The following is a 23,943-nucleotide window of genomic DNA, read 5'->3' as shown; positions in this document are numbered from 1 at the left end:
TCCACCCCCGCATTTTCTTCTTATTATAGCAAGAAAATTCTAAAAATAGTTTCTTTCTTCTGAAATATTAGGAAACTAATTTCAATTGCTTTACAATGAAACTAGTGAAAACGAAAGGGGAAAGAAAATTGGAGCAAAAATTATATTACACTGACGCTTATAAGCAAGACTTTACTACAAAAGTTATAAAACAAGATTATGATAAAGACGGTAACTTATACGTTATTTTAAACGAAACGGCATTTTATCCAACAGGGGGCGGACAACCATATGATACTGGTACATTAAATGATATCGATGTAATCAATGTAGAAGAGATAAATGGAGAAATTCATCACTTCATTGTAGAACAATTACATACTGAAGAAGTAGAAGGTAAAATTAATTGGGAGCGCCGTTTTGATCATATGCAGCAACATGCGGCTCAGCACATTTTATCTGCTGCTTTTTGGGACCATTTTAACATACCTACGATTGGATTCCACCTTGGAAAAGAAACGGTAACAATTGATTTAGAAACAGAAAATCTTCATACAGAAACGGTTGAAAAAGCAGTACAAATTGCAAACAAAATTGTTTTTGAAAACCATCCCATCCGCATCGAGTGGATGAACTTAGAAAAAGCGAAAACATTCCCCCTTCGTAAAGAACCGACTATAACAGAAAATATACGTGTTGTTATAATTGAAAACTTCGACTACAACGGCTGTGGCGGAACGCATCCGAAACGTACAGGTGAAGTAGGTCCTATTCAAGTACTAGGGTGGGAGCGCAATAAAGGTGGCATACGATTAACGTTTATCGCTGGTTGGCGCACACTAAATTTAATGGGCCAACAACAACAAATTATGAAAGATGTTTCTAAACAATTAAACAGTAGCGAGAGTGATATCCCAGCAAAAGTAGCACAACTTCTTACTTCTCAAAAAGAAAATGAAAAAACAATACAAACAATGAATGAAAAATTATTATTTGCAGAGGCAAACGAACTACTTCAACAGCCTTCAGAAAAACATACCGGCATACTTATTTCTAAAGTATTTACAAATCGTTCTATGCAAGAAATCGCAAAGCTTTCTGCCATTATTACAGAACAACAAGAGCATGCCATTACATATTTCGTTATTGAAAATGAGGACAAACTACAATGCATCCTCGCTTGTGGAAAAACAGTCACGCTCGATATGAATGCTCTTTTAAAAGAGGCACTTCCTACAATTGAAGGAAAAGGTGGCGGAAATAAAAAGAGTGCTCGTGGTGGCGGAAAAGCGGTTATGACCGGGGACGAATTTTTAAATCAACTTGTTTCTTCTTTACAGTCAGAAGTGTAAAACATGTTTATGAAGGATAGCTAACTGCTATCCTTCAACTATATTTACAAACCTATATTTTGTTTCAAGCCTTGATAACTCCATGCACTTGCAAAACCTTCACTTATAAGAGTTATAAAAGTTTCCGAAAAACCATATTGACTTAAATCTTTAATCGGTACCATTTGCACATCTTGAATTGGATTATAATCAAACTCATTAGAAGGTAGCGTAATTTCACCTTCAATCCTTTCAAGCAGAAACGTAATATGTAATAAAGATGGACTAGCATCTGGTTTATCACAAACATAGAGTAGATTCTTAATTTTAACTTCTAATCCTGTTTCTTCTCTCATTTCTCGAATCATCGCTTCTTCTAACGTTTCACCATTCTCTACCCTTCCCCCAGGTAAAGACCAATTGCGATTAGCAACTTTTTGCTTTACTAGCAATACTTTTTCATCTTCAATTAAAATTCCCGTAACACGAACTTGCATTACACTTTCCATATGTAATCTCCTCTTCCCGTTATATTTACAAATTAACCCTTCCACAAAAAGAACATACGTTTTATAATTAAAGAAAATTATGGAAGAAAGAAGTTGTTACATCTATGCGTCCACCTTTAACAAAGTCTATATCACTTGAAGATTTCCAAAACTTTTATTGGTTAAAAGCAGAACTCCAAACATTTTGTCGTGAGCATGGTTTGCCAGCTAGTGGCTCTAAGATTGAAATAACCGAGCGTATCTCACATTATTTACATACTGGTAAAATATTAAAAAACAGCTCTAGTCAAAAGGTGAGTAAAGCTTCCCTCTCTTATAAAGAACTTTCTCTTCAAACGATTATTACTAACAATCACCGCTGCAGCGAAGATGTTCGTGCTTTTTTCAAAGAAAAAAGCGGAGCAAACTTCCGATTTACAGTAGCTCTTCAAAAGTTTTTTAAAGAGAATGTCGGAAAAACATATGAAGACGCGCTAACGTTTTGGTATGAAGAAAACGAACGAAAAAAAGATCCTACATACAAAACAACTATTAGCGCGCAGTTTGAATACAATCGTTTCACTCGCGACTTTTTCGAAGATCCAAATAACAAAGGGAAATCAAAAGCTGATGCTATCGCTGCTTGGAATGAAATAAAAGCAAAACCTGGTAGCAATGCTTATGTTCCTCAAAAAGTAGAAAACTAGTCCCTTTCTAGTTTTCCACTTTCTCAAATAATAGCGCAAGCCCTATTCCACCACCAATTCCTAACGTCGCAATTCCATATTTCATATGCTCTCTTTTCGCTTGATAAAACAAATGTGTCACAAGCATAGCTCCAGATGCACCGTACGGATGACCTAGCGCAATTGCACCACCATTTACATTTAATTTTTCGAAAGGAATTTGTAACTCCTTTGCACAAGCAACAACCTTTGAAGCAAATGCTTCATTTATTTCAAAATAATCGATGTCCTCTACTTTCATATTCATTTCATTTAATAATTTGTTCACCGCAAATATCGGACCAGTCCCCGGAAGATTTGGATCCACTCCAACTACAACACTACGAACGAAACGAAGTACAGGCTTATATCCTAATTTTCGGGCTTGCCCCTCTTCCATTACAAGAACGGCACATGCCCCATCATTTACACCGCACGAATTACCTGCCGTTACTGTACCATTTTGTAAAAATGCGGGCTTAGTTCTTTTAATCATTCTTTCATACTTCATTTCTCGTTTTATAGACTCATCTAAAGATCCATTAAAAGAAAGTATTTCATCTTGTAAATATCCATTTTCTACTGCTTGCAGTGTCCGTTTATAACTAAGGCAAGCATACTCGTCTTGCATTTCTCGCGTTATATTATAACGCTCTGCAACATATTCAGCTGCCACTCCCATATTAGGATCACCAATTGTTTCTGGTGAAAATCGCGCTCTATTTTGAAAAGGTGATGTACTTGTACTCTCTACTCCTCCTGCAATATAACAATTACCTGCGCCGCCTTGAATGAAATGACATGCAGTACGAATCGCTTCCAATCCGGCACCACATTGCCGGTCAATCGTTACACCAGGAATATGATAGCCAAGTCCTGCTTCTAAAGCAGATAATCTCGCAACATTCCCTCCCGGCCCCACAATATTCCCTAATATGACATCGTCTATTTCTCTCTCAATTCCTTTACTTAAAAACGTAAGAAGCGGCGTTACTAATTGCTGAACTTCATAATCTTTCAACATCCCATTCTTCTTACCAATAGGTGTCCTTTTTGCTTCTACAATAACCGCTCTATTCATATATTTTCTCCAGGTTTTCAATCATATTTTTTGCTGCAATACGAGCGATTTTCCCGCTATTTGTATACGGTATTTCATCTACAAAATGCCATTCTTTCGGTATTTTAAACGAGGATAATCGTTGTAAGCAAAAACTTTTTAATTGTTGCTTCGTAGCACTTCCTTTTACGATGGCGACAGGTTTTTCACCCCAATAACTATCTTTCACGCCAACTACAACTATTTCATCAACAGCTGTATGTTCATGTAATACACTTTCTATTTCTTCTGGGAAAATATTAATTCCTCCAAATAAAATCATATTCTTCTCTCTACCTACTATATATATAAAGCCTTCTTCATCTTCATAACCTACATCTCGCACTGTCATCCAGCCATCCGCAGTCAACTCTGGAACTAAAACCTTATCCAATATGTAGCCCATAAAAAACTGATCACTTTTCACATAAACAGTTCCTATCTCGCCTTTCTGTACTTCTTCTCCTGCTTCGTTACATATTCGAACTTGCACATTGTGACAAGGTTTTCCTACTGAATTTGGCCTTCTATCACTCTCTTCATCAACTAGTGCTGTTACAAAACTTAGTTCCGATGCACCGTAAAATTCATATTTTTGCGCATAAGGAAATATAATCTTTATTTTTTCTTTCGCTTCAGCTTCCCATTTCGCTCCTGACGAAATAATTTTCATTCCATTTTCTATTACTCTATTTTCTTTATATAAAGATTCTAGCATTGTCGGAACTGTATACATGACCGAAACGTGTTCCGTTTCTAACTTATCCAGCACTTGATCTGGAATAAACTTTTTCATAATATGCACCGTTTGCCCTACATATAATGCACTTATTGCACCGTATAAAAAAAGAGAATGAACGAGCGTCCCAGCTATTAAAATAGAATCTTCTTTTTTCATATGGAAGTCATGTATATTGCAATCAAAACTATGAACCCACGATTGTTGTGCACGTAAAAATGCTTTTGCCTTTCCAGTCGATCCTGATGTAAATCCCATATAAAACGGAGCATTTTGTACACTTTCTACAGGATTATATGTAGGAAGATAGTTCTCTATCATTCTTTTCCACTCATCAATTTCAATTACTCTTCCTTCTTCATCCGGTAGATCATTTACCTTATATCGCTCTGTCACAATCATAGCCGGGTTACTGATCGCAATTCTTTCTTTGAGCTCATCCTCTTTCCACTTTATATCTAACGGCACACAAACCCATCCGGCCATAGCAGCACCAGCAAATAGTTGTAAAAACTCCATACTATTTTCTAATACAATTGCTATCGTTTTATTCTGCGATTCTTTTTCATTCAACCAGTTTTCTACTTTACATACTGACTCAAACCACTCTTTATATGTTAATACTCGATCATTTTCCTTTATTGCTATTTTATTTGTTTGTAAAGAGGCATACTTTTTATATTCTTTTGTAATCCCCATTTGAGACGTCCTTTCTTTACAAAATAATAAAAAGAAACACGCAATAAACGTGTTTCTTCTCTTTCTTATCCCGCATTTGTATATTTCCCACTCTTGAGAGCAGGCGTAATAATATGTTTCAATGAACGATGTAATTTCGTTACAAGAATTGCTGCTATAATCGCTTTTATGCAATCACCTGGTAAAAATACGGCACTTACTTTCATCGTCTGCCATATAGAAACATCCATAAAGAAGGCTTGTACAATAATACCAAATACATAAACTACGAAAATACCACCAATTATATTAATACATAATACCTTTATTATAGAAACTTCACGTAAACGCTCAATTAAATAACCAATGACAAACGCTCCAACGATATAACCAAGTAAATATCCTGCACTTGGCCCAACAAATACGCCTGGACCACCGCGTCCACCAGCAAGTAATGGTGCTCCAACTCCAACTATAAGTAAGAAAATAAGCTGACTTAACGCACCAAGACGTGATCCTAATAATCCACCAGCAAGCATAACACCGAGTGATTGTAATGTAATCGGAACTGGTGTAATAGCAAGAGCAATTGGAGGTATTAACCCTAACACTCCCATAATAGAACTAAATAAAGCGACGAAAACTAAGTTTTTTGTATTCATATTTGCTTCTCCTATTGTAAACTTAAAACGATTTTTAGATAACATATTATAGGAGTTATAATATCTTTCTATTTAGTCTTTGTCAACTCATTTCAAATATAGGTTTACAATTTTTCAATTATTTCTCTTTATACAAATGCTCAAGTTCTTTCCGAAGCGCCTGTTTTAAAAACTTCCCAACAGATGTTTTCGGTATTTCTTCCATAAATACAATATCGTCTGGTAACCACCACTTCGCAAACTGTGGTTTTAAAAACTCATATATTTCTTCTTTTGTTACTGTACTATTTTTCTTTTGAACGACGCAGGCAATTGGTCGCTCTTGCCACTGCGGATGAGGAACGGCAACGACAGCTGCTTCAAATATAGCATCATGTGCCATTAATGCATTTTCAAGGTCAACTGAAGAAATCCACTCACCTCCGCTTTTAATAACATCTTTCGTACGATCAACAATTTTCACGCAGCCTTCCTCATCAACTGTAACAACATCACCAGTATATAACCAACCGTCTCGGAATCCTTCGACAGTACGATCATCGTTATAATAGCTTTCAGCGATCCAAGGTGCTCGTAAACATAACTCTCCCATCTCAGTACCATCCCACTTCACTTCACCGTTTGTACCGACTACTTTCATCTCTACACCAGGGACAAGATATCCTTGTTTTGAGCGGATTTCTAATTGCTCTTCATATGATAATTCTGTTTCATAACTTTTTAAACGTGCAAGTGTTACGAGTGGGCTTGTTTCAGTCATACCATATGCATGTACGAAAGGAACATTATATTTTTGTTCAAATGCTTTAATAACGCTTTTCGGTGCAGCAGCACCACCGCATAATATTCTCGTTATACTAGATAAATCGTAACTATTATTTTCTAATTCTTGTAATACACCGAGCCAAATTGTCGGCACACCTGCTGCTATCGTTACTTTTTCAGCTTGAATCATCTCTAATAAAATTTTTGGAGTAAACATTGGTCCTGGCAGAACTTGTTTAGTTCCAAACCAAGTAGCTGCAAAAGGAAGCCCCCAAGCGTTCACATGGAACATCGGTACAATTGCCATCGCCGCATCACTTTCCGATAAAGCAGCTGTATCCGCTAAACCGAGTGCCATACAATGTAGTACAGTACTACGATGCGTATATACAACACCTTTTGGGTTTCCTGTAGTCGCTGACGTATAACACATACCAGCAGGTGTATTTTCATCAATATCTTTTACAAATTGGAAAGTTGGATCGCCTTCTTCTAATAGCTTTTCATAATGATATACAGGTTCTAGCGTAGTATTGGGAAGTTCATCTTTATCAGTCATAATAATGTAGGCTTGTACAGTTGATAATTGCGATTGAATATTTTCAACGAGTGGTACGAGATCTTCATCTATAAGTAGAATGCGATCTTCTGCGTGCTGAATAATGTATGAAATATGTTGAGGAGATAAACGAATATTAATTGTGTGTAAAACGGAAGCAATACCAGGAATAGCAAAATACGCTTCCACATGTCGATGATGATTCCACGCTAACGTTCCTATACGCTCGCCTTCTTTAATTCCTAATTTTTTTAGCGCACTTGAAAGTCTTCTCGTCCTTTCACCTAACTGCTTATACGTTAACGTCGTAACTGTATCATGTGTCCGTGAAACAATTTCTTTCTTCGAAAACAGTTTCTCTGCTCTTTCCATCATAGAACTAATTGTTAGCGGTACATTCATCATCATATTGGTTACATCCCCCTTTAAAGCGTTTTCATTTTTCGTTTATTATAACAGACTTTTACGAATAATCACGACATTTTTCTGTATTTTCTGAATTATTTCTTTGGAAATAATTCAGAAAATACTAAGAGAAAATATATTAAAATTCCTTCTTACGATATATAAATACCGAAATGAAATAAGAAAAGATATATATGATAACGCCAAATATTGTATATAGAATTGAAACGTATACAGATGAATTTAAATTTGATATTGGAAATTGTTCTATTAGATATCCAATTACACTTTGTAATCCAAAATAAGTAACAAGTCCCCCACATGCGCCTCCAATTGTAATAGCATCAGATTTTTCTGCTCCAAAAACATACAGGAGTGGATAGGCTATCGCTCCAGCATTAAGAATGATGAAGGTCCCTAAAGAAACACTATTAAATATACCATCATCAATTGGTGTATCTGAAATGAAACCATGTACATAAAATATGCCATATGATAATACAGTACCAATGATTACAACTAAAAAATAGAAAAGGTAGTGACTTTGTACAATGTTATTTCTAGTAACCGGTAAAGTAAGTACATACTTTTCATAACCTGACTTACTCTCATATTTAATAACTTCAAGTGCAGGAATCGCAGCAAAAAAGATAATAAACGTAGCAATTAAACGGTACATTGAAGCATCACCAAAATAAAAAACGAATCCTGCTCCTAATATCGCTATTCCCATGAACATAAAGAAAGTTCGATACACTAGATAATAGTTTGTCAATAATAAACCTCTCATTTATTTTTCACTCCTCGTTAATAAGACACTCATTTCTTCTATCGAAATGGTTCTATGAGCAATCCCATTTGGTAGTTTATGCACATCTGATACAAGTACATTGAAATAAGAACCATTATTCCTTTTCACCACAACTATATCTTTGTTAATTAAAGTTAGTTGTTCCTCATCAACATCTACAATGGCATAATTGTCCAAAACCTTATCCTTTTCTTCATTCAATAAAATTTCTCCATCTTTTATAATGATAAGATGGCTAGCTATTTTTTCTACATCACTCATAATATGAGAAGAAAGTAGTATACCACCATTATTTTTACTCACAAAACTTTTTAATTCCTCCAACACCTCCTCTCTAGATGAAGGATCGAGACCTCCCGTCGCTTCATCTAGGATTAATAATTTTGCATTATGTGACAGCGCAACAGCTATAGTTAGTTTCATTGACATTCCACGCGAGAATTTACCTACTTTCTCATTAGTAGGTAAAGAGAAAGAATGAACTAATCGATAAAAATTATCTTGATCCCAAGATTCAAACATCTTTTCAAAAACTTTGTTTAGTTGCTTTATCGTAAGATGAGCCGGTAGATTCATAGCATCAAATACGACTCCTATCTTTTCCTTAATCTTGGCATCTTTATTTATATTTTCTTTACCAAATATTTTTACTGTACCATTATCTTTAGAAATTAATTGTAATACTGTTTTAAAGGTTGTTGATTTCCCAGCTCCATTGTTACCAATGAATCCAACAATTGATCCAGACCGCACATTGAAGGAAACATCTCTTAAAACAACTTTATTTCCAAATGCTTTACTTAAATTTACAATTTCTAGAAGATTTGACATCATTACACTCCTATCTTAACTTTTAATAAAAATATGTTTTCTCCTATTAAAAATTATCCACTTTTTCTCTCACTTTCTTTTTCAGTTTAAAAATAAGACGATTACTATATTCTTTATTTTCTACTAAAATTCGATACGCCTCTAATACTCCTAACACACGAACAAAAAGATAAACTCCGATAGCAATAAGTACAATACAATAAGGGTGATACTGTACTAATTCTCCTGAAGTGATATGCTTTTTCTCAAGCAAAAACGGGATTGCGCCTGCGGCTATAAAACAAAATCCAATGATCATTACTGCCGCATACTTTTTCTTAATAATTGCATATCTTTTTGTCAATTCTTTTAGAAAGTTTTGATCAAATAATAGTTCTTCCTTTTTCAATACATTGTATCGACTCTCTTCTATCGTTGCAGATACCATCATTGCTCCAATTCCAAGAACAGCAATAATAATGACAAGGAATGTCGACAGTGTTGCATCTTCCTTAAATAATAAATACGGTATTGTAGATAAAATAAGCAAACTAAATCCTAACGCAATATATTTAGAAATTTTTTGTCCATATACTATATACCCTTCTGCCATTTCCTTACTTACATAATAACCATCCACATTTTCATTACTTTGCTCAGCAGTTTCTTTTAATAAATAATCGAGTGATACTTCAAATACATTTCCAATCATTATTAACTTTTCAGTTTCAGGAAAACCTTGACCGTTTTCCCATTTACTAACCGCTTGCCTTGTTGTGTTTAATTTCTCAGCTAATGCTTCTTGAGAAAGCCCCTTTTCTTTTCTTAATTTAAAAAGCTTCTCACCAAATCCCATATGTGTGTCCCCCTTTGTTTTCTTAACTAAATTGTATGTAAACATAGCCCTTATCTCTATCTTCCTGCGGTTGCACTTTGTCAACTTATGGTTGCGATTGTGTTATATAGCGGTTTTATATACGATTTAGCTATTTTTCTCCTAAGATTGTGGCGTTAATAAACCACCCTCCCCTAATAACTAATTATAACAATTAAAGGTAATTATTGTTATAAAAAATAAAAACTCCCTTATTCATTTAAAGGAGTTTTCGATATGAAATATTCCAATAGGGACTAATTTTTCTTCCTCATATTGATTCACAATTTCTTCTATACATTTTTGTATGTCATATAGCGACAGTATATGTTGTCATCTCCTTATATAAGGCATACTCATATATATGTAAAATATTACTCCTAATAACTCCCCTAATAAAAACACTTCTCAATAATCATAACGGCTTCTGCTTAAACTTTTCATAATGTCTTACTTTTAATAAAAGGATATTCCCGCAATCTGTACAAATATAAGCATCTACTGGTGAAGATGTGAACATCGTCTCCTTTTTCCGTATTTGTGCATAACCGACAAACTCTCCTTCTCCTATGTTATGAGAACCACAATTAGAGCATGTCTGCACGTCTTTCTGTTTCATGAGAGCACCACCTTTAATCTGTTTCCACTCCCTTCGACAGTTCACTTCCATTTCCCTTCCAAAAAACTTCTTATTCTCTTACATTTCAACAGGAATCTCAGAACAAACATCGTATATATACTATGAAATATATTTATTGACGGAGGAATAGTATGAGTACAGTTATGACACTCAATGCAGCTCAAGAAATTGAAAACGCAGAAATACATATGCTCTCTTCTAGACTAAAAGCACTACAAGCGTTAGCTGAAAATCCAATGCAAGTACAAATGAAAAAGTTCGGGAGTGCCACTGCCTTTTCATCAAAAATAATTGCTGGTCCTGCTTTTAACACAGTAAAAGGCGTTACCTTTACAAATACAGATGAGATAGATGAAACCATCTCTTATTATCAATCGCTACAAATCCCTTGTCGTTTTGAAATTACACCCGCTCAAGGTACAGCTGAATTATTTCAATATTTATCTCAAAAAGGATTTTACCAATCCAGCTTCCATACCGCTTTATATAGTATACCGAGAGAAGATCCATCCCTTCTTCCTTCTAACATTTCAGTACGCCAACTAAAAGAAAATGAATTTCATATTTTTGCAGACATATATGTACGTGGATTTAACATGCCACCCTTTACAAAAGATGGCGTACGGCAAAATAACGAAATTCTCTACAATAAACCTGGCTGGCATTTTTTCATAGCCGAAGTTCAAAATACTCCTGCAGGCATTGGTGTCCTGTATATAAATAATGGGATTGCTTCATTAGCTGCTTCTGCTACTTTGCCAGAATTTCAGCGTAAAGGCTGTCATACTGCCTTAATTCAAAAACGAATAGAAAAAGCCCTAGCGAAAAACTGTCATTTAATAGTCTGACAAGCAAGGTTCGGTAGCGGCAGTCAAAATAATATGGAACGTGCCCATATGAAAATTGCTTATACAAAATCAATATGGACTGCAAAAGACATGTAATTTACATTCTTTCTCTTCTCATTACAATTTTATACATTTCATGACAATTCCTTTTCTATCCTATTAATCATTTGAATATTCAAACTATATTTGTTACGCTATTACTAGATACATCATTCAACTTGCAATATGAAAAGAGAATTCTAATCAAACTACAAGGAGGAGAAATGTATGACTAAACATAATCATGGTTTAAAAGAAAAAGTAGAAGGTGCTATTGATAAAGTAAAGGGTGAAGTAAAAGAAGTTGTCGGGAAAGTAACTGACAACAAAAAATTACAAGCCGAAGGAAAATGGGATAAAGTGAAAGGCACTGCTAAAGATACGGTTGGTAATGTAAAAGAGAAAGTACATGAATATAAAGAGCATAAAGAGAATAAATAAAAAAGAACAAAGATGTATGGTGGTGCAAGTAGGGAGTTACTAGATCCGAGAAAAAAGAATTTGTATTTTATATTTACCTGTAAAATCATTTTAAAACGACAAATAGATGCCTTCAGGCATCTATTTGTCTATAAACAGCTATTTTTCTTCTACTATATAACTTCCTAATCACTGAGGCTTCTCCTTACCAACATTCCCCAACATAATACCTTTGCTAGAGTAAAAGATTACTTTGTGAAATTTGGTTTTAGGTCGCCTGTATACGGTTCGTGCTCAACAAAGATTTTTATATCTTTTCCATTCGCATCTTTCCCGATTCTTGTATACGTAAATTTCTCTTTATTTAACTCTGTAAGTTCAAGGACCGCACCATATTTATTATTTCCTAACGAAGCGTGAGCTCTTATTTTATTCCCATGTACAACATCGAAGAAACCATAATCCCCACGACTTACCCCTGTGTTCACATTAAAAAACTCATATTTATTTGTATTTTTATCATATTTTGCTAGACTGATTAAGTTTGAGTTGTATTTTGTTACATTGTTACCCTGTTCGTCTAATACCACCGTTCCGTTCCATAGTGTACTAGATAAAATTTCATCTCCATCAACGTCTGTAACTATTTTCCCTGTCGAGATTTCTAAATTTTTATCCGGTCGCGTGAAAGAAAGTTCTTTTTCATGGTAAGGAACATGTTCAACAAACACTTCTACATCGTTCCCTTTTGCATCTTTCCCCATTCTTTTATATGTAAATTTCTCCTTGTCTAATTGCGTTAATTCAACAACTGCCTGATAATTTTGCGTTTCAGAAATTAACACTCTTTTCTTTCCATCATTCGTTATAAAAAAGGTACCGCTATCATTACGACTTTCTCCTGTACTTGCATTAAAAAATTCATACCTTGCAGTTTTAGCATCATACTTTGCAAGCCCGATGAAATTTTGATTTTCTTTCGTTACATCATTATGATCTTTGTCATAGACTTTTGTCCCTTTCCAATTTGTTTCACCAAGTATGCTAGCTAGTAGTTGCCCTTTCGTTTGCTCGGTTTGTTTAGTTTCTTGTATTACATTGTATAAAAATTGTGCGTACTGTTCACGCGTCACATCCATACTTGGAGCAAATTTCCCTCCTCCTACTCCTTTTGCAATATTATTTGTTTGAACAGCACTAATTGCATTTCTTGCCCATGAGTTCGTTGAAACGTCATTAAAAGTATGATCACTCTTTGCCTTTAAATGAAAAGCATTTGTAAGAACTTGTGCCATCTCTGCACGTGTTAAGGATGCCTTCGGTCTAAAGTCCCCATGCTCGTCACCCGTAAAAACGCCCATTTCTGTTAAAGATAAAATTTCCTTTATATAGCTTGTCGAATCTTCGCTTACGTCCCCATATGGGTTCTCATAATTTTTGTTTTCTGCCATATTAAAATAACGATACATTAAAGCTGCAACTTGTTCGCGTGTTACGTTATCGCCAAAACCAAATCTCCCATCATCATAGCCGAAAATGATTTTCTCACCTGTTAATTGATGAATCGCCTCATATGCCCAGTGCCCCTTTGGAACATCTTTGAATACACCAGTATGATTCGTTTGTGGTGTAACCTCTTCTGCTTTCACCTCTCCATTTTTTTCACTTAATAGACTTCCACCTAAAACTGCTGATATGATACATGTTTTTAAAATTGTTTTATTCATAACTTCCCAATCCCTTCCTTCATTTAACAAAGAATTACACCACTTATCTTCCAAAAGAAGATTCTATGTGAGCAATTCATGTTTTACATTTTGATTACAGCTAATTGGTTACACCTCCAAAGTTCTTTTTCGTAGTATCCATAGCTGTTATATATAGGAATTATAAATAGCAACTATAAATTGCCCATAAATAAATTATTAAAAAAAGATAAAATTAAGATAATATATTTTTAATCTCAATCTAAAAAAACGTTATTCTTTCTCATCTAGCTTGTTAAGAAAGAATAACGTTTTTAGTTCTAGGGTTCTTTTTGACAAAAAAAAGAGAAACTTTATTTTATATGCCAAAAAACAACTTCACGGCCTTTTCCAAACAGAACATCGGAAAAAGCCGTGGCATAATACTTATTTTATAATTGACGGAATACGGCCAAAATGGCTCTTTTTACTTCCCTTCACTCTTCTCTAACACATACAAATCTTCTTCAATATTAGATAGTTTCTCTGTTACAAGCTTTCTAGCATCTCCAATCGCTTGATTGTATGCAAATGGCCCTACTAATTTAATCATTTCTTCTATTAAACGCTCTGCTTGGAAACGCCCAATTTCATCTAAATCTTCTTCAACGAAAAATTGCTGAATTTGTGCTACTAGCTCTTCTTTTTTATCATTTGGTATTTTTATATTCATCATCATTTCTTACTCCTCTATATTTAAGATAGTACGTTTCTTAACTCTACCATAGAAAAGCGATTGCCAGGACAACTTTTTGTAACTCCTTCTAGCTCCCTATGACCGAGTATATTTTCTTTCTTTATAACAAACTGCTTCATAAACATTTTACATAAAGAATACAATGCATTCATTTGTGCGGTAGTTGGATCATATTTATCAAAATTACCCGTCATACATATTCCAATTGTATCTCTATTATTATCTTTCGCATGTGCTCCAATATGTAAACCTCGCCCTTCGACTACAGTTCCATCTTCTTCAATAAAATAATTGTAACCAATCCCGCTCCATCCTCTTACTTTTTGATGAAATTCATGTGTTTTATACACATCCCATCCATCTTCGGATGTATGGTGGATAATCAGTTTATTAACTTTCTCTAAAGGAACTAATTCATCTTGAAATGTTAAATTAACACATTTGATTTCCATTTGAACGTCCTCCCTTAAAAATCAATCATCATAATTGTTTTATCATCTGGTCTTATTCTCTTTTCCTCTTCTAGCTCTTCAATAATTGCTACATATTCATTTATACTATTCCTTCTTATATATGCAACAGTTTGTTCAAGTGGCCAATCTGGATGGAATAATCCGTCTGAACAAATAAAAATCCCGCTCACTTCATCTATATGTAGTTCACCATGTTGTAAATAATGTATCGCTTCTTTCATTCCATTCGCAACAGAATACCCGCCCTGCATATTTGCAAGATAACGATTATATTTTAACTGTTCTCGCACATCTTGAAAAACATGTTCTTCTGGTACAGATAAACCTTTTTTACGATCCTCTTCTCTCTTCTTTTTTGCTCGTTTACTAATTCCTTCAACCGTGTCTTGCGTTAATACTTGCATCGTTCCATTTTGAAGTATTGCAACAATCATACAGTCCCCTAACTGTGCGTATTCAATTTTCTCACCATCTATTTGAACTGCCGCAATACATGTACACCACAAATGCTCTTTCTTTCTCGTATCTACTTCATACTCTAACATTTTGCTTTGCAATGCTTCATTTGCTTTTGCAACGGCAACTTGCAAACTATGATTTTCACGTAATGAAGTAAAATAACTTGCAAATAAATGCGAAGCGATGTATGCTCCATTATGTCCCTTTTCATCACGAAACGGGACGAGCGGTGTTGCACCATCACATACACCATACATCTTTTTTTCTTCATTACAAAAATAAGAATCCTCACATTCTTGCTTCAACGGGCTTTTCTGTTGATACGTTTTTACCTTCATATCTGTATCCCCTTTCAAATGATAAAATACTCGAATTCTTTTGATTAATCTAATTTCCCGAAATAAACTGTTTTTACGCAAAACTTTCAATATCATATATAATCTTGAAATAATATGAATTTTTTAGTGAAGGACGGGAAAGAGATGGTCAGATTTCTTGGTGTTATTATCGGTTCTATTATTATTGCGATTGCATTTAATCTTTTCCTTATCCCCCACAAAATTTTAAGTAGTGGAATTGGCGGAATTGCTATTATTTTAGGGATTGTAACGCCTGTAAACACAGGTATTATTAACTTTGTATTAAACTTACCTATCCTTATTTTAGGATACATAGGCCTTGGAAAAAAAGTGATTTTTAACACTGTTATCTCTGTTATTGTATTATCTGTTGCATTATACTACGTTCCAGTAAAAGTCGTAGCAACAGACCCACTTTTATCATCTATCTTTGGTGGTGTCATTGCTGGAGCTGGTATCGGCCTTGTTTTTAACTGTAATGGATCAACTGGTGGATTTGATATTATCGGTATGCTATTGTCTCGAAAAAGAGACATTAAACTTGGTGGATTCCTTATTATTTTAAATGCAGTCGTTGTAATAATTGCAGGATTCTTCTTCACTTGGGATGTTGCTCTTACAAGCTTACTATCAATTTATGTAACTGGTAAAGTCATCGATGCTATTCATACGAAACATCGAAAGGTTACACTTATGATTGTAACAAATGAAGCAGAAAAAATGAAAAAACAACTTCTTTCAACTGTTGTACGTGGAATTACATTACTTGATGGTGAAGGTGCTTATTCCAGCGAAAAAAAACGTGTACTTATGACCGTCATTTCTCGTGAAGAATTAGCAAGTATGAAATTAACAATTTCCGAAATTGACCCTCATGCATTCGTTAACATTACCGAAACGGTTGAAGTATTAGGATTGTTTAGAAAAGGTTAAAAAACTAGGTGGATTTCCACCTAGTTTTTATTTTCCATAAATTCAATTCGATTTCCGAACGGATCTGACACATAAAATCTAATTACATCTGGCCGTGCATGATCATCTATTACTTCAATGCCTTGCTTTATTAACTCCTGTTTAAATTCATCAATTTTTAAAACATAAAAAGCTGGATGCGCCTTTTTAGCTGGATTGAAGTTTTTCTCAACTCCGATATGAATCTCTTGATTTCCACACTTAAACCAGCACCCACCACGCTTCTTTAATTCCTCTGGCTTCGTTATTTCCTCCATACCAATTTTATTACCGTAAAACTCTCGTGCTTCTTCTTCACACCCTACAGGCGCAGCTACTTGCACATGATCGATACCTTGAATATAATTTCTCATTTTCTCTCCCCCTCTTCTACCCTAATGTTATAAAGAAAACCTACTCCTGTAACTTACAAAAGATTTATAAAACAATATAAGCTCCCCTTATTACGACCTTACACTCACTTTTCCAAAATAAAGAAAACAAAATTTATTATATAACTTCCATTTTTTATAGAAATACACATTACATCTATATTATAGTTATGGATAGACAAATCTTTTTAGATGCTATTTGTACGGAGGAACTATTATGAGTCGTAAAAAATATTCATCAACTCAAAGAAAACGTCATCCGAACATTTCTAGACGTTTGCGAAACCATATACAAGATCGTTCATTAACAGAAATGTACGCATCTCTGTTCGAACACAATCCTGATAGTATTATTTCATTAAATTTAGAGGGAGTTATACTACATATAAATCCTTCTGCCGAAAGAATATTAGGTTACAATTCTTTAGAATTAGAACAGAAAAATATTACCTCTATTTTAGAAGCTCATATTTCTGAGCAAGTATTACAAAATATAAAGAATACTGAAGCAGATAATCAACAAGAGTATATCTTATCTATTTATCATAAAAGTGGATTCTTATTAGACGTCGTGACAAAACTAGTTCCTATTTTTGTCCAAAATCGTCTAACTGGCGTATATACTATTATGAAGCCTCTTGAAAAATCAGAAAGAATTGAGAATATGCTAAAAGAAAGTGAGAAGAGGTTACGTACATTAGTGAACTCCATGCCTGCGTTTGTTATATTTAAAGATCATGAGGGGCGCTGGCTTGAGGCAAATGATTACGCACTTTCTTGTTTCAATTTCCATCATGTACCTTACCATGGGAAAAAAGATAGTGAACTCATTCAATATAACGAAGCGTACCGAGAGGCTTTTTTACATTGTGAAGAAGTCGACGAACTAGCATGGCAACAAAGACAAATTCTTCATGGCGAGGAATTTATTATTCATAGAGATGATTTCGATCTAATCTTAAGTATATCGAAAGTTCCACTTTATCATCCTGACGGCTCCCGTAAAGGTCTTATCGTAATGGGAAGAGATGTTACCGAGCTAAAAGAAACGGAAAAGTTATTACGAAAATCAGAAAAGCTCGCAGTAGTCGGACAACTGACAGCTGGAATTGCCCATGAAATTCGAAATCCACTCACTTCTCTAAAAGGTTTTCTAACATTGCTACTCCCTGAAATAAATGAGGAGCAGAAATGGTATATCGATGTTATGTTAAGTGAGATTTCACAAATGGAATCTATCACGAGTCAATTTATGGCGATGTCTAAACCACAAGTATTATCTATCCAAACTTGTAACATACAAGCTTTAATTGAAGAGGTAGTTACATTTATTTTACCAACAGCTATTATGCATAGTGTTCATATCATTATGGATCATTTTGATTACAAACATGATATTCAATGTGATGGTAACCAATTAAAACAAGTTTTTATAAATATATTAAAAAATGCGATAGAAGCAATGCCAAATGGCGGAAATATTTACATCCAAACAAAACCATTAGATGATACCTTTATTTTAATACGGATTATCGATGAAGGTTGTGGTATCCCAGAAGAACGTATCTCTCGTTTAGGCGAACCATTTTATAGTTTAAAAGAAAAGGGAACAGGACTAGGATTAATGATGTGTTACAAAATAATTGAAGAACATCATGGTAAATTACACATTTCAAGCGAGTTAGATAAAGGTACGATCGTTGATATTCAACTTCCGCTTTCTTCATCTCATCTTGCAATTCAGTCGTAAAAAAAGAAGCATCTGCTAATTGTTAGCAGATGCTTCTTTTTTTACTTTTATAATACTGTATTGACATACCATTCTTTTGCTTTTTCTACTTCATCCATCGTTAATTGATGTCCTCTATTTTCCCAATGCATTGTAACAGTAGCGTTTGCATTCTCTAATAGTACCTTCAATTCCTCTGACTCCGCTGATGAACAAATCGGGTCATTTGTCCCAGCAGCGATAAATACGGATTTCCCCGCTAAATTAGGCAATTGTGTTCCTCTTCTAGGTACCATTGGGTGATGAAGGACAGCACCTTTTAATGCATTTTCGTAATGGAATAATAAGCTTGCAGCAATGTTTGCTCCATTTGAATAACCGATAGCTAAAATATTATTTCTATCAAATTCATATGTTTTTGCAGCTTCATCTAAAAACTCATTTAATTCCTTCGTACGGAAAATCAAATCCTCTTCATCAAAAATGCCTTCTGCTAATCGGCGGAAGAAACGTGGCATGCCTTGTTCTAATACATTTCCCCTAACACTTAATACAGATGCTTCTGGATCAATTATTTCTGCAAGTGGTAATAAATCTAATTCATTGCCTCCTGTACCATGAAGTAATAACAACACTGGTTTTGACGTATCTTTTCCTTTTTGAAAAACATGTTTCATCATAATCCTTTTCCCCTTTCAATCACTTTAATCTAAATTTCTCACTTCAAATGGTAAAAGTGTTTGTTCAATTTGTTTTCTATGTGGTTCATATTGCTCTGGTAACTTTAATTCCTCACCCATCGTCTCTAACGATTCGTCATGAGCGAAACCAGGAGGGTCTGTTGCAATTTCAAATAAAATTTCCCCGTGTTCTCTAAAATAAATTGCGTTAAAATAATTGCGATCTTGTACAGGAGTTACGTGGTATCCAAAACGAGACACATGTTCTTTCCAGTCGAGTTGATCATCATCGTTAGTCGCTCTCCAAGCAATATGGTGGACTGTACCAACACCCATTTGGCCACGCCCGATTGTCGATAGCCTCAAGTCGATAATATTCCCAATATCAGCAGAAGAACGGAATCGAACGAATTCACCTTCTTCTCCAATTTTCTCAAGACCCATAACATGCTCTAACAATTCAGCTGTTTTTTGAGGTTGTGCAGATAAAAGAACAGCACCGCCAAATCCTTTAATTGCTACTTCTGGCGTAACTTCTCCAAAAGTCCAATTATTTAATTCGCCTTCTTCTCTTTCTACTAATTCTATATGCAAACCATGTGGATCATCAAATTCTAAATACTGCTCTCCAAATCGAGTCATTTTTGTATACGAAATATCGAATTTTTCTAATCTATTTTCCCAAAACTCCATTGCGCCCTTTGGTACGACATAAGACGTAATGCCTACTTGACCGTCACCAATAATTCCTTCACGAGCACCTGCCCATGGGAAAAACGTAATAATTGTTCCAGGCTTTCCTCCTTCGTTACCAAAATAAAGATGGTACGTGCCTGGATCATCAAAATTCACTGTTTTTTTCACTAAACGTAAACCTAACACACCAGCATAAAAATCTACATTTTCTTGTGGGTGTCCTACGATTGCTGTAATGTGATGAATTCCCATTGTTTTCTTTTCCATTTTCTCCGCCCCTTTTTATTTCATTTTAAAAAATTTTATACATTAAAATTCATTATTCATTTTGTCCATGCTGCAAAGTAAAATCCATCGTTATGATTTTATCTTCAATTCGAGATATAAGTTGTGAAATTACGCATTATCTTCTATATCACTAAATTTATCTCGAATTCGAGATAAATTCCAAAAAATATTTACTCCATCTGAAATCTTTATTCGGAAATAAATTATCTTGAATTCAATATTTATTATAAGTTACTTACTTTTAGTTGTCAATAAGCACTTATTTTCATTTTAAATCAAAAGAGAGTAAATGCTAGTTAGCATTTACTCTCTTCGCTAATTATTTCGTATGACTTTTAATCTACTAAACGTAGCTTATCTTCTATTTACTACTAGGAAACAATTCTGAAAGAGGAACTACCCGCCCCACCTCATCTTTAAACACAATATGCTCTCTCGTTAAATGACGCGGGCTCTTTACTCCCGCTGCTGCCGCAAGTGAGAACAAACTATATCTCATACTAACAACATAATTCATTACTCGCCATTTCTTCTCATACGGATCTAGCGCTTTTTGATAGTGCGGATTCGTCGTGGCAACTCCAGATGGACATTGTCCGGAATTACATTGAAGTGCCATTATACAGCCACTTGCCATCATAAATCCACGTGCTGAATTTACAGCATCTGCACCAATAGCTAAAGCAATTGCCACTTTATCTGGTGTAATTAATTTCCCTGAGGCAAACACTTTGAATTTGTCCCGAACACCGTAATGATTCGCTGTATCAATACATGTCAGTAATGCTGGAATAAGCGGTATTCCCATACTATCTGCCATTGATTTATACGTAGCACCTGATCCACCTTCTGAACCATCAATTGTAATGAAATCTGGATAAATATTTAACTCTTTCATCGTTTTGAATAAATCTTCCAACGGTTCCTGCTGTCCAATTACAATCTTCATCCCAACTGGTTTACCGCCGTTTTCTTGCAAACGTTGAATAAAATAAAGTGTATCTACTGCATTCTTTAAAAATGGAAATCGATTCGGTGAATTAATCGTTTCTCCTTCTCGCACATTCCGAACAGAAGCAATTTTCTCATTTACTTTTTGTCCTTCTAGATGGCCACCACGTATTTTCGCACCTTGCCCAAATTTCAATTCGAATGCTTTAATATTACTTTCTTTTGCTTTCTCCATAAATTTCTCCATTGAAAAATTACCATCCTCATCACGATATCCAAATAATCCTGGACCAATTTGCGCAACGATATTCGCACCTGTATGTAAATGTTCTGGAATAACGCCACCTTCGCCAGTATTAATCCACGATCCGCCAGCCATCTTCGCACCAAACCCGCTCGCTAAAATATAATTTTCCCCAATCGCACCGTAAGAAGTCGCAGATGCCCCAAACATGCCATGTAGCTTCCACGGATATTTGCGGTTTTCACCGACGATAATTGCATCGTCTTCTTCATATAACCAAAGATTCGTTGTATCCGCTGTCAATTTTTCTCTTCGTGAAAATAACCCTTCTTTATGAATCACATACTTTTTCCCTTCACGTTCTTGCGTTACATTCACACTTAATTCATCTGTTAATTTCGGAAATAATGTATTAGCGATATAATATCCAGATGCATCAAAATCTCGTTTTGATCCAAAACCGAGTATTTCTGAACGGTATTTTGCTAGAAACATTACACTTTGAAAATCATAACGTGAAAAGGGCTTTCCATCCGTATCATGATCAAACCAATATTGCCTAAATTCCGGTCCTATCTTTTCAAGTAAATAACGCATCCTTCCTAAGTATGGATGTAACTTTAATATAGAATGATGCGTCCGTTTTTTAATAAAAAATGTAATAATAAAAAAAATGATTAATAGTAACATCAATAAGAGCAATATACTAATAATAACGAGTAGCGTTTCACTCATCCCGCTTCCTCCTATGAAAATCCATAATAAAAGGAGAACACCTGATGTGTTCTCCTTTTATCTTTATTCAAATTAATGTAGCAAGATGCTCTTTCGCATCATATTCAACTAAACTTTCAGCATTTTTAATTCGATGAACAAAATCTGGATTAGCTATTAAAGGTCTTCCGAATGCCACTACATCAATTGTTCCTTCTTGCAACGCTTCTTCAGCCTCTTTCGGATTTAAATTCCCTACTCCTACAATCGTACCCTCCCAATATTTTCTTACTAATTGATGAAAATTCTTTCCGTCAGCAATAACTGCCGTATAATTCATCGTTGAAGGGTGAATCATCGTTAATCCAACTTCGTTGAACATATTTACAAACATTTCAATTGCAAGTTCAGGGTTTTCCCACATATAAGTTGGATTATCACCTTTGAAAGCAGAGAAACGAAGAAGTGTTTTATCAGCCCCAACAGCTTCTATTACAGCCTCCGTTACTTCTTTCATAAACGTTAGCCTTTGCTTTAAATCTCCGCCGTATTTATCAGTACGCTTATTTGCGAACTCATAAGTAAATTGATCGATTAAATATCCGTGTGCCCCATGAATTTCTACTCCATCAAATCCAGCTTCGATCGCGTTTTTCGCAGCTTGTGCGTATTGACCAATCACCTCTTGTATTTCTTCTAACGTCATTGCTTCTGGCATGTCGAACGGTTTACGAAAACGCGGAACATTTCCCTCTGCAGCGATAGCAGACGGTGCTTGTGGCATTTGCCCACCAATTATCTCGTGATGACTCATACGGCCAACATGCCATATTTGAGCAATAATCGTTCCGCCTTCTTTATGTACTGCCTCTGTAACAGGCTTCCACGAATTGATTTGTTCTTGCGTATAAATTCCTGGCACTCCCGGATTCCCTTTTGCTCTTGGGCTAATGACGATTCCCTCTGTAATAATTAATCCAACTTCATCAGCTGCACGCTTTCTATAGTACTCGACTACATCAGTACCAACGACTCCCGTTTCATGATTCGCGAAACATCTCGTCATCGGTGCCATTGCTATGCGATTACGAAGAGACCAAGATCCAATTTGAATCGGGTCAAATAACTTCGTTTCTTCAATATTTTCAAAAGATCCCCAAGCGTTTATATTTGTTCCTTCATAAATACTTGCTGCTTTATTATTTGAACTTGTCATTTTTCTTCCCCCTAAAAAATTCTTACTATAATCGCATCATACTTACTTTTAGATAGTAACGTCAATTTATACGCTCTTATGTAGAAATATTCGTATAATAAAACTAACTGTTTTTTAACTTTAAGGGTTCTGGTATTCAAGACTCTTACTGTCTATTTTTATATTCAGTAAGTGGATGAGAAAAATACTTGTTAAGTGGATGTTTTCTTTTCTTCTAGTTTTATTACTATAGAATATATTGGTAATTGTTTTTCAAACTATTTACTAAAAAAAACGATTTCCACTGTACTATATTCAAACTTACAGTTACGAGGTTTCAATCATTCATTTGTTTTTTATTATACAAACAAAAATTTTAGGAACGAATAAAAGACTCCTACATAGTTGAAAGTATTTTTTCTATTTATCCGTTCCTAATCCCCATGAAAAAAGGAGCTGTCATATAGTCGATAATTCGACTATATGACACTCCTTTTT

General features: G+C 34.8%; 23 protein-coding genes and 2 pseudogenes. 6 read left to right on the top strand and 19 right to left on the bottom strand.

Going from position 1 to position 23,943, the window contains the following annotated elements; translation table 11 throughout:
- The first annotated feature begins 128 nt into the window (after positions 1 to 128).
- Entirely contained in the window at positions 129 to 1,331 is a 1,203-nt protein-coding gene (locus tag AC3WTA_RS17440; protein ID WP_000435897.1) for a serine-tRNA(Ala) deacylase AlaX, read from the top strand.
- A 44-nt stretch (positions 1,332 to 1,375) separates the two neighbouring features.
- Here AC3WTA_RS17440 and AC3WTA_RS17435 read toward each other — a convergent pair whose 3' ends face one another.
- Positions 1,376 to 1,819: an NUDIX hydrolase gene (locus AC3WTA_RS17435; protein ID WP_000446730.1), complete on the bottom strand. Its 444-nt coding sequence runs from the start codon at positions 1,817 to 1,819 to the stop codon at positions 1,376 to 1,378.
- 104 nt (positions 1,820 to 1,923) lie between these two features.
- Here AC3WTA_RS17435 and AC3WTA_RS17430 point away from each other — a divergent pair, with 104 nt between their 5' ends.
- Positions 1,924 to 2,505, top strand: coding sequence for a DUF6434 domain-containing protein (locus AC3WTA_RS17430; RefSeq protein WP_088113589.1), 582 nt, complete (start codon positions 1,924 to 1,926; stop codon positions 2,503 to 2,505).
- Positions 2,506 to 2,512: 7 nt separating this feature from the next.
- Here the strand turns inward: AC3WTA_RS17430 and AC3WTA_RS17425 are convergent, their stop codons facing one another.
- The 9 genes and pseudogenes from AC3WTA_RS17425 to AC3WTA_RS17385 all read right to left on the bottom strand — a co-directional run bounded on the left by AC3WTA_RS17425 (position 2,513) and on the right by AC3WTA_RS17385 (position 10,544).
- Entirely contained in the window at positions 2,513 to 3,604 is a 1,092-nt protein-coding gene (locus AC3WTA_RS17425) for an acetyl-CoA C-acyltransferase (RefSeq protein WP_001077993.1), read from the bottom strand.
- On the bottom strand, positions 3,597 to 5,060 hold the full coding sequence (locus AC3WTA_RS17420; protein WP_000513186.1) for an acyl-CoA synthetase: 1,464 nt from the start codon (positions 5,058 to 5,060) through the stop codon (positions 3,597 to 3,599). The genes AC3WTA_RS17425 and AC3WTA_RS17420 overlap by 8 nt, the downstream gene beginning before the upstream one ends.
- Before the next feature lie 65 nt (positions 5,061 to 5,125).
- Entirely contained in the window at positions 5,126 to 5,701 is a 576-nt protein-coding gene (locus AC3WTA_RS17415) for a biotin transporter BioY (RefSeq protein ID WP_001093321.1), read from the bottom strand.
- Positions 5,702 to 5,819: 118 nt separating this feature from the next.
- The gene (locus tag AC3WTA_RS17410) at positions 5,820 to 7,433 is read right to left on the bottom strand and encodes a long-chain fatty acid--CoA ligase (protein ID WP_000980197.1); all 1,614 of its coding nucleotides are present in this window, start codon (positions 7,431 to 7,433) and stop codon (positions 5,820 to 5,822) included.
- A 136-nt stretch (positions 7,434 to 7,569) separates the two neighbouring features.
- Positions 7,570 to 8,220 carry an ABC-2 transporter permease gene (locus AC3WTA_RS17405; protein ID WP_001214691.1) on the bottom strand — a complete coding sequence of 217 codons (651 nt, stop codon included), beginning with the start codon at positions 8,218 to 8,220 and terminating at the stop codon, positions 7,570 to 7,572.
- The gene (locus AC3WTA_RS17400; RefSeq protein ID WP_241950161.1) at positions 8,221 to 9,072 is read right to left on the bottom strand and encodes an ABC transporter ATP-binding protein; all 852 of its coding nucleotides are present in this window, start codon (positions 9,070 to 9,072) and stop codon (positions 8,221 to 8,223) included.
- A gap of 46 nt (positions 9,073 to 9,118) precedes the next feature.
- The gene (locus tag AC3WTA_RS17395; protein ID WP_000505612.1) at positions 9,119 to 9,907 is read right to left on the bottom strand and encodes a helix-turn-helix domain-containing protein; all 789 of its coding nucleotides are present in this window, start codon (positions 9,905 to 9,907) and stop codon (positions 9,119 to 9,121) included.
- Positions 9,908 to 10,168: 261 nt separating this feature from the next.
- Positions 10,169 to 10,337: pseudogene (locus AC3WTA_RS17390) on the bottom strand (GNAT family N-acetyltransferase); the annotation flags it as partial.
- A gap of 3 nt (positions 10,338 to 10,340) precedes the next feature.
- Complete coding sequence (locus AC3WTA_RS17385; RefSeq protein WP_000810206.1) at positions 10,341 to 10,544, bottom strand: hypothetical protein; 204 nt, start codon at positions 10,542 to 10,544, stop codon at positions 10,341 to 10,343.
- 152 nt (positions 10,545 to 10,696) lie between these two features.
- On the opposite strand from AC3WTA_RS17385, the pseudogene AC3WTA_RS17380 reads away from it, so the two are divergent.
- Positions 10,697 to 11,509: pseudogene (locus tag AC3WTA_RS17380) on the top strand (GNAT family N-acetyltransferase).
- A 171-nt stretch (positions 11,510 to 11,680) separates the two neighbouring features.
- Positions 11,681 to 11,893: a CsbD family protein gene (locus tag AC3WTA_RS17375; RefSeq protein ID WP_000160658.1), complete on the top strand. Its 213-nt coding sequence runs from the start codon at positions 11,681 to 11,683 to the stop codon at positions 11,891 to 11,893.
- A 227-nt stretch (positions 11,894 to 12,120) separates the two neighbouring features.
- Here the strand turns inward: AC3WTA_RS17375 and AC3WTA_RS17370 are convergent, their stop codons facing one another.
- The 4 genes from AC3WTA_RS17370 to AC3WTA_RS17355 form a co-directional block, all read right to left on the bottom strand.
- The gene (locus AC3WTA_RS17370) at positions 12,121 to 13,599 is read right to left on the bottom strand and encodes a DUF4822 domain-containing protein (RefSeq protein WP_002096386.1); all 1,479 of its coding nucleotides are present in this window, start codon (positions 13,597 to 13,599) and stop codon (positions 12,121 to 12,123) included.
- A gap of 445 nt (positions 13,600 to 14,044) precedes the next feature.
- Positions 14,045 to 14,296: a DUF2164 domain-containing protein gene (locus AC3WTA_RS17365; RefSeq protein WP_001983516.1), complete on the bottom strand. Its 252-nt coding sequence runs from the start codon at positions 14,294 to 14,296 to the stop codon at positions 14,045 to 14,047.
- Positions 14,297 to 14,313: 17 nt separating this feature from the next.
- Positions 14,314 to 14,766: a peptidoglycan recognition protein family protein gene (locus AC3WTA_RS17360; RefSeq protein ID WP_000402968.1), complete on the bottom strand. Its 453-nt coding sequence runs from the start codon at positions 14,764 to 14,766 to the stop codon at positions 14,314 to 14,316.
- A 14-nt stretch (positions 14,767 to 14,780) separates the two neighbouring features.
- Positions 14,781 to 15,584: a protein phosphatase 2C domain-containing protein gene (locus tag AC3WTA_RS17355; RefSeq protein ID WP_000865497.1), complete on the bottom strand. Its 804-nt coding sequence runs from the start codon at positions 15,582 to 15,584 to the stop codon at positions 14,781 to 14,783.
- A 144-nt stretch (positions 15,585 to 15,728) separates the two neighbouring features.
- Here AC3WTA_RS17355 and AC3WTA_RS17350 point away from each other — a divergent pair, with 144 nt between their 5' ends.
- Entirely contained in the window at positions 15,729 to 16,538 is an 810-nt protein-coding gene (locus tag AC3WTA_RS17350; RefSeq protein ID WP_000251341.1) for a YitT family protein, read from the top strand.
- 20 nt (positions 16,539 to 16,558) lie between these two features.
- Here AC3WTA_RS17350 and AC3WTA_RS17345 read toward each other — a convergent pair whose 3' ends face one another.
- Positions 16,559 to 16,930 carry a VOC family protein gene (locus tag AC3WTA_RS17345; RefSeq protein ID WP_001246940.1) on the bottom strand — a complete coding sequence of 124 codons (372 nt, stop codon included), beginning with the start codon at positions 16,928 to 16,930 and terminating at the stop codon, positions 16,559 to 16,561.
- 235 nt (positions 16,931 to 17,165) lie between these two features.
- Here AC3WTA_RS17345 and AC3WTA_RS17340 point away from each other — a divergent pair, with 235 nt between their 5' ends.
- Positions 17,166 to 18,698, top strand: a complete 1,533-nt coding sequence (locus AC3WTA_RS17340) for a BA3702 family sensor histidine kinase (protein ID WP_000087690.1) — start codon at positions 17,166 to 17,168, stop codon at positions 18,696 to 18,698.
- Between the two features lie 47 nt (positions 18,699 to 18,745).
- On the opposite strand, the gene AC3WTA_RS17335 is transcribed toward AC3WTA_RS17340, so the two are convergent.
- From AC3WTA_RS17335 to AC3WTA_RS17320, 4 genes are all read right to left on the bottom strand, one after another.
- Positions 18,746 to 19,357, bottom strand: coding sequence for an alpha/beta hydrolase (locus AC3WTA_RS17335; RefSeq protein WP_000975460.1), 612 nt, complete (start codon positions 19,355 to 19,357; stop codon positions 18,746 to 18,748).
- Between the two features lie 24 nt (positions 19,358 to 19,381).
- On the bottom strand, positions 19,382 to 20,320 hold the full coding sequence (locus AC3WTA_RS17330; RefSeq protein ID WP_492332944.1) for a ring-cleaving dioxygenase: 939 nt from the start codon (positions 20,318 to 20,320) through the stop codon (positions 19,382 to 19,384).
- Positions 20,321 to 20,702: 382 nt separating this feature from the next.
- On the bottom strand, positions 20,703 to 22,271 hold the full coding sequence (locus AC3WTA_RS17325; protein ID WP_000005190.1) for an FMN-binding glutamate synthase family protein: 1,569 nt from the start codon (positions 22,269 to 22,271) through the stop codon (positions 20,703 to 20,705).
- Between the two features lie 67 nt (positions 22,272 to 22,338).
- Positions 22,339 to 23,466 carry an alkene reductase gene (locus tag AC3WTA_RS17320; protein ID WP_000204412.1) on the bottom strand — a complete coding sequence of 376 codons (1,128 nt, stop codon included), beginning with the start codon at positions 23,464 to 23,466 and terminating at the stop codon, positions 22,339 to 22,341.
- Between the last annotated feature and the right edge of the window lie 477 nt (positions 23,467 to 23,943).

Source organism: Bacillus sp. EB106-07-01-XG149 (assembly GCF_058791555.1).
The sequence above is the reverse complement of the archived record's forward strand: the minus strand, read 5'-3'. Positions and strand labels throughout refer to the sequence as shown.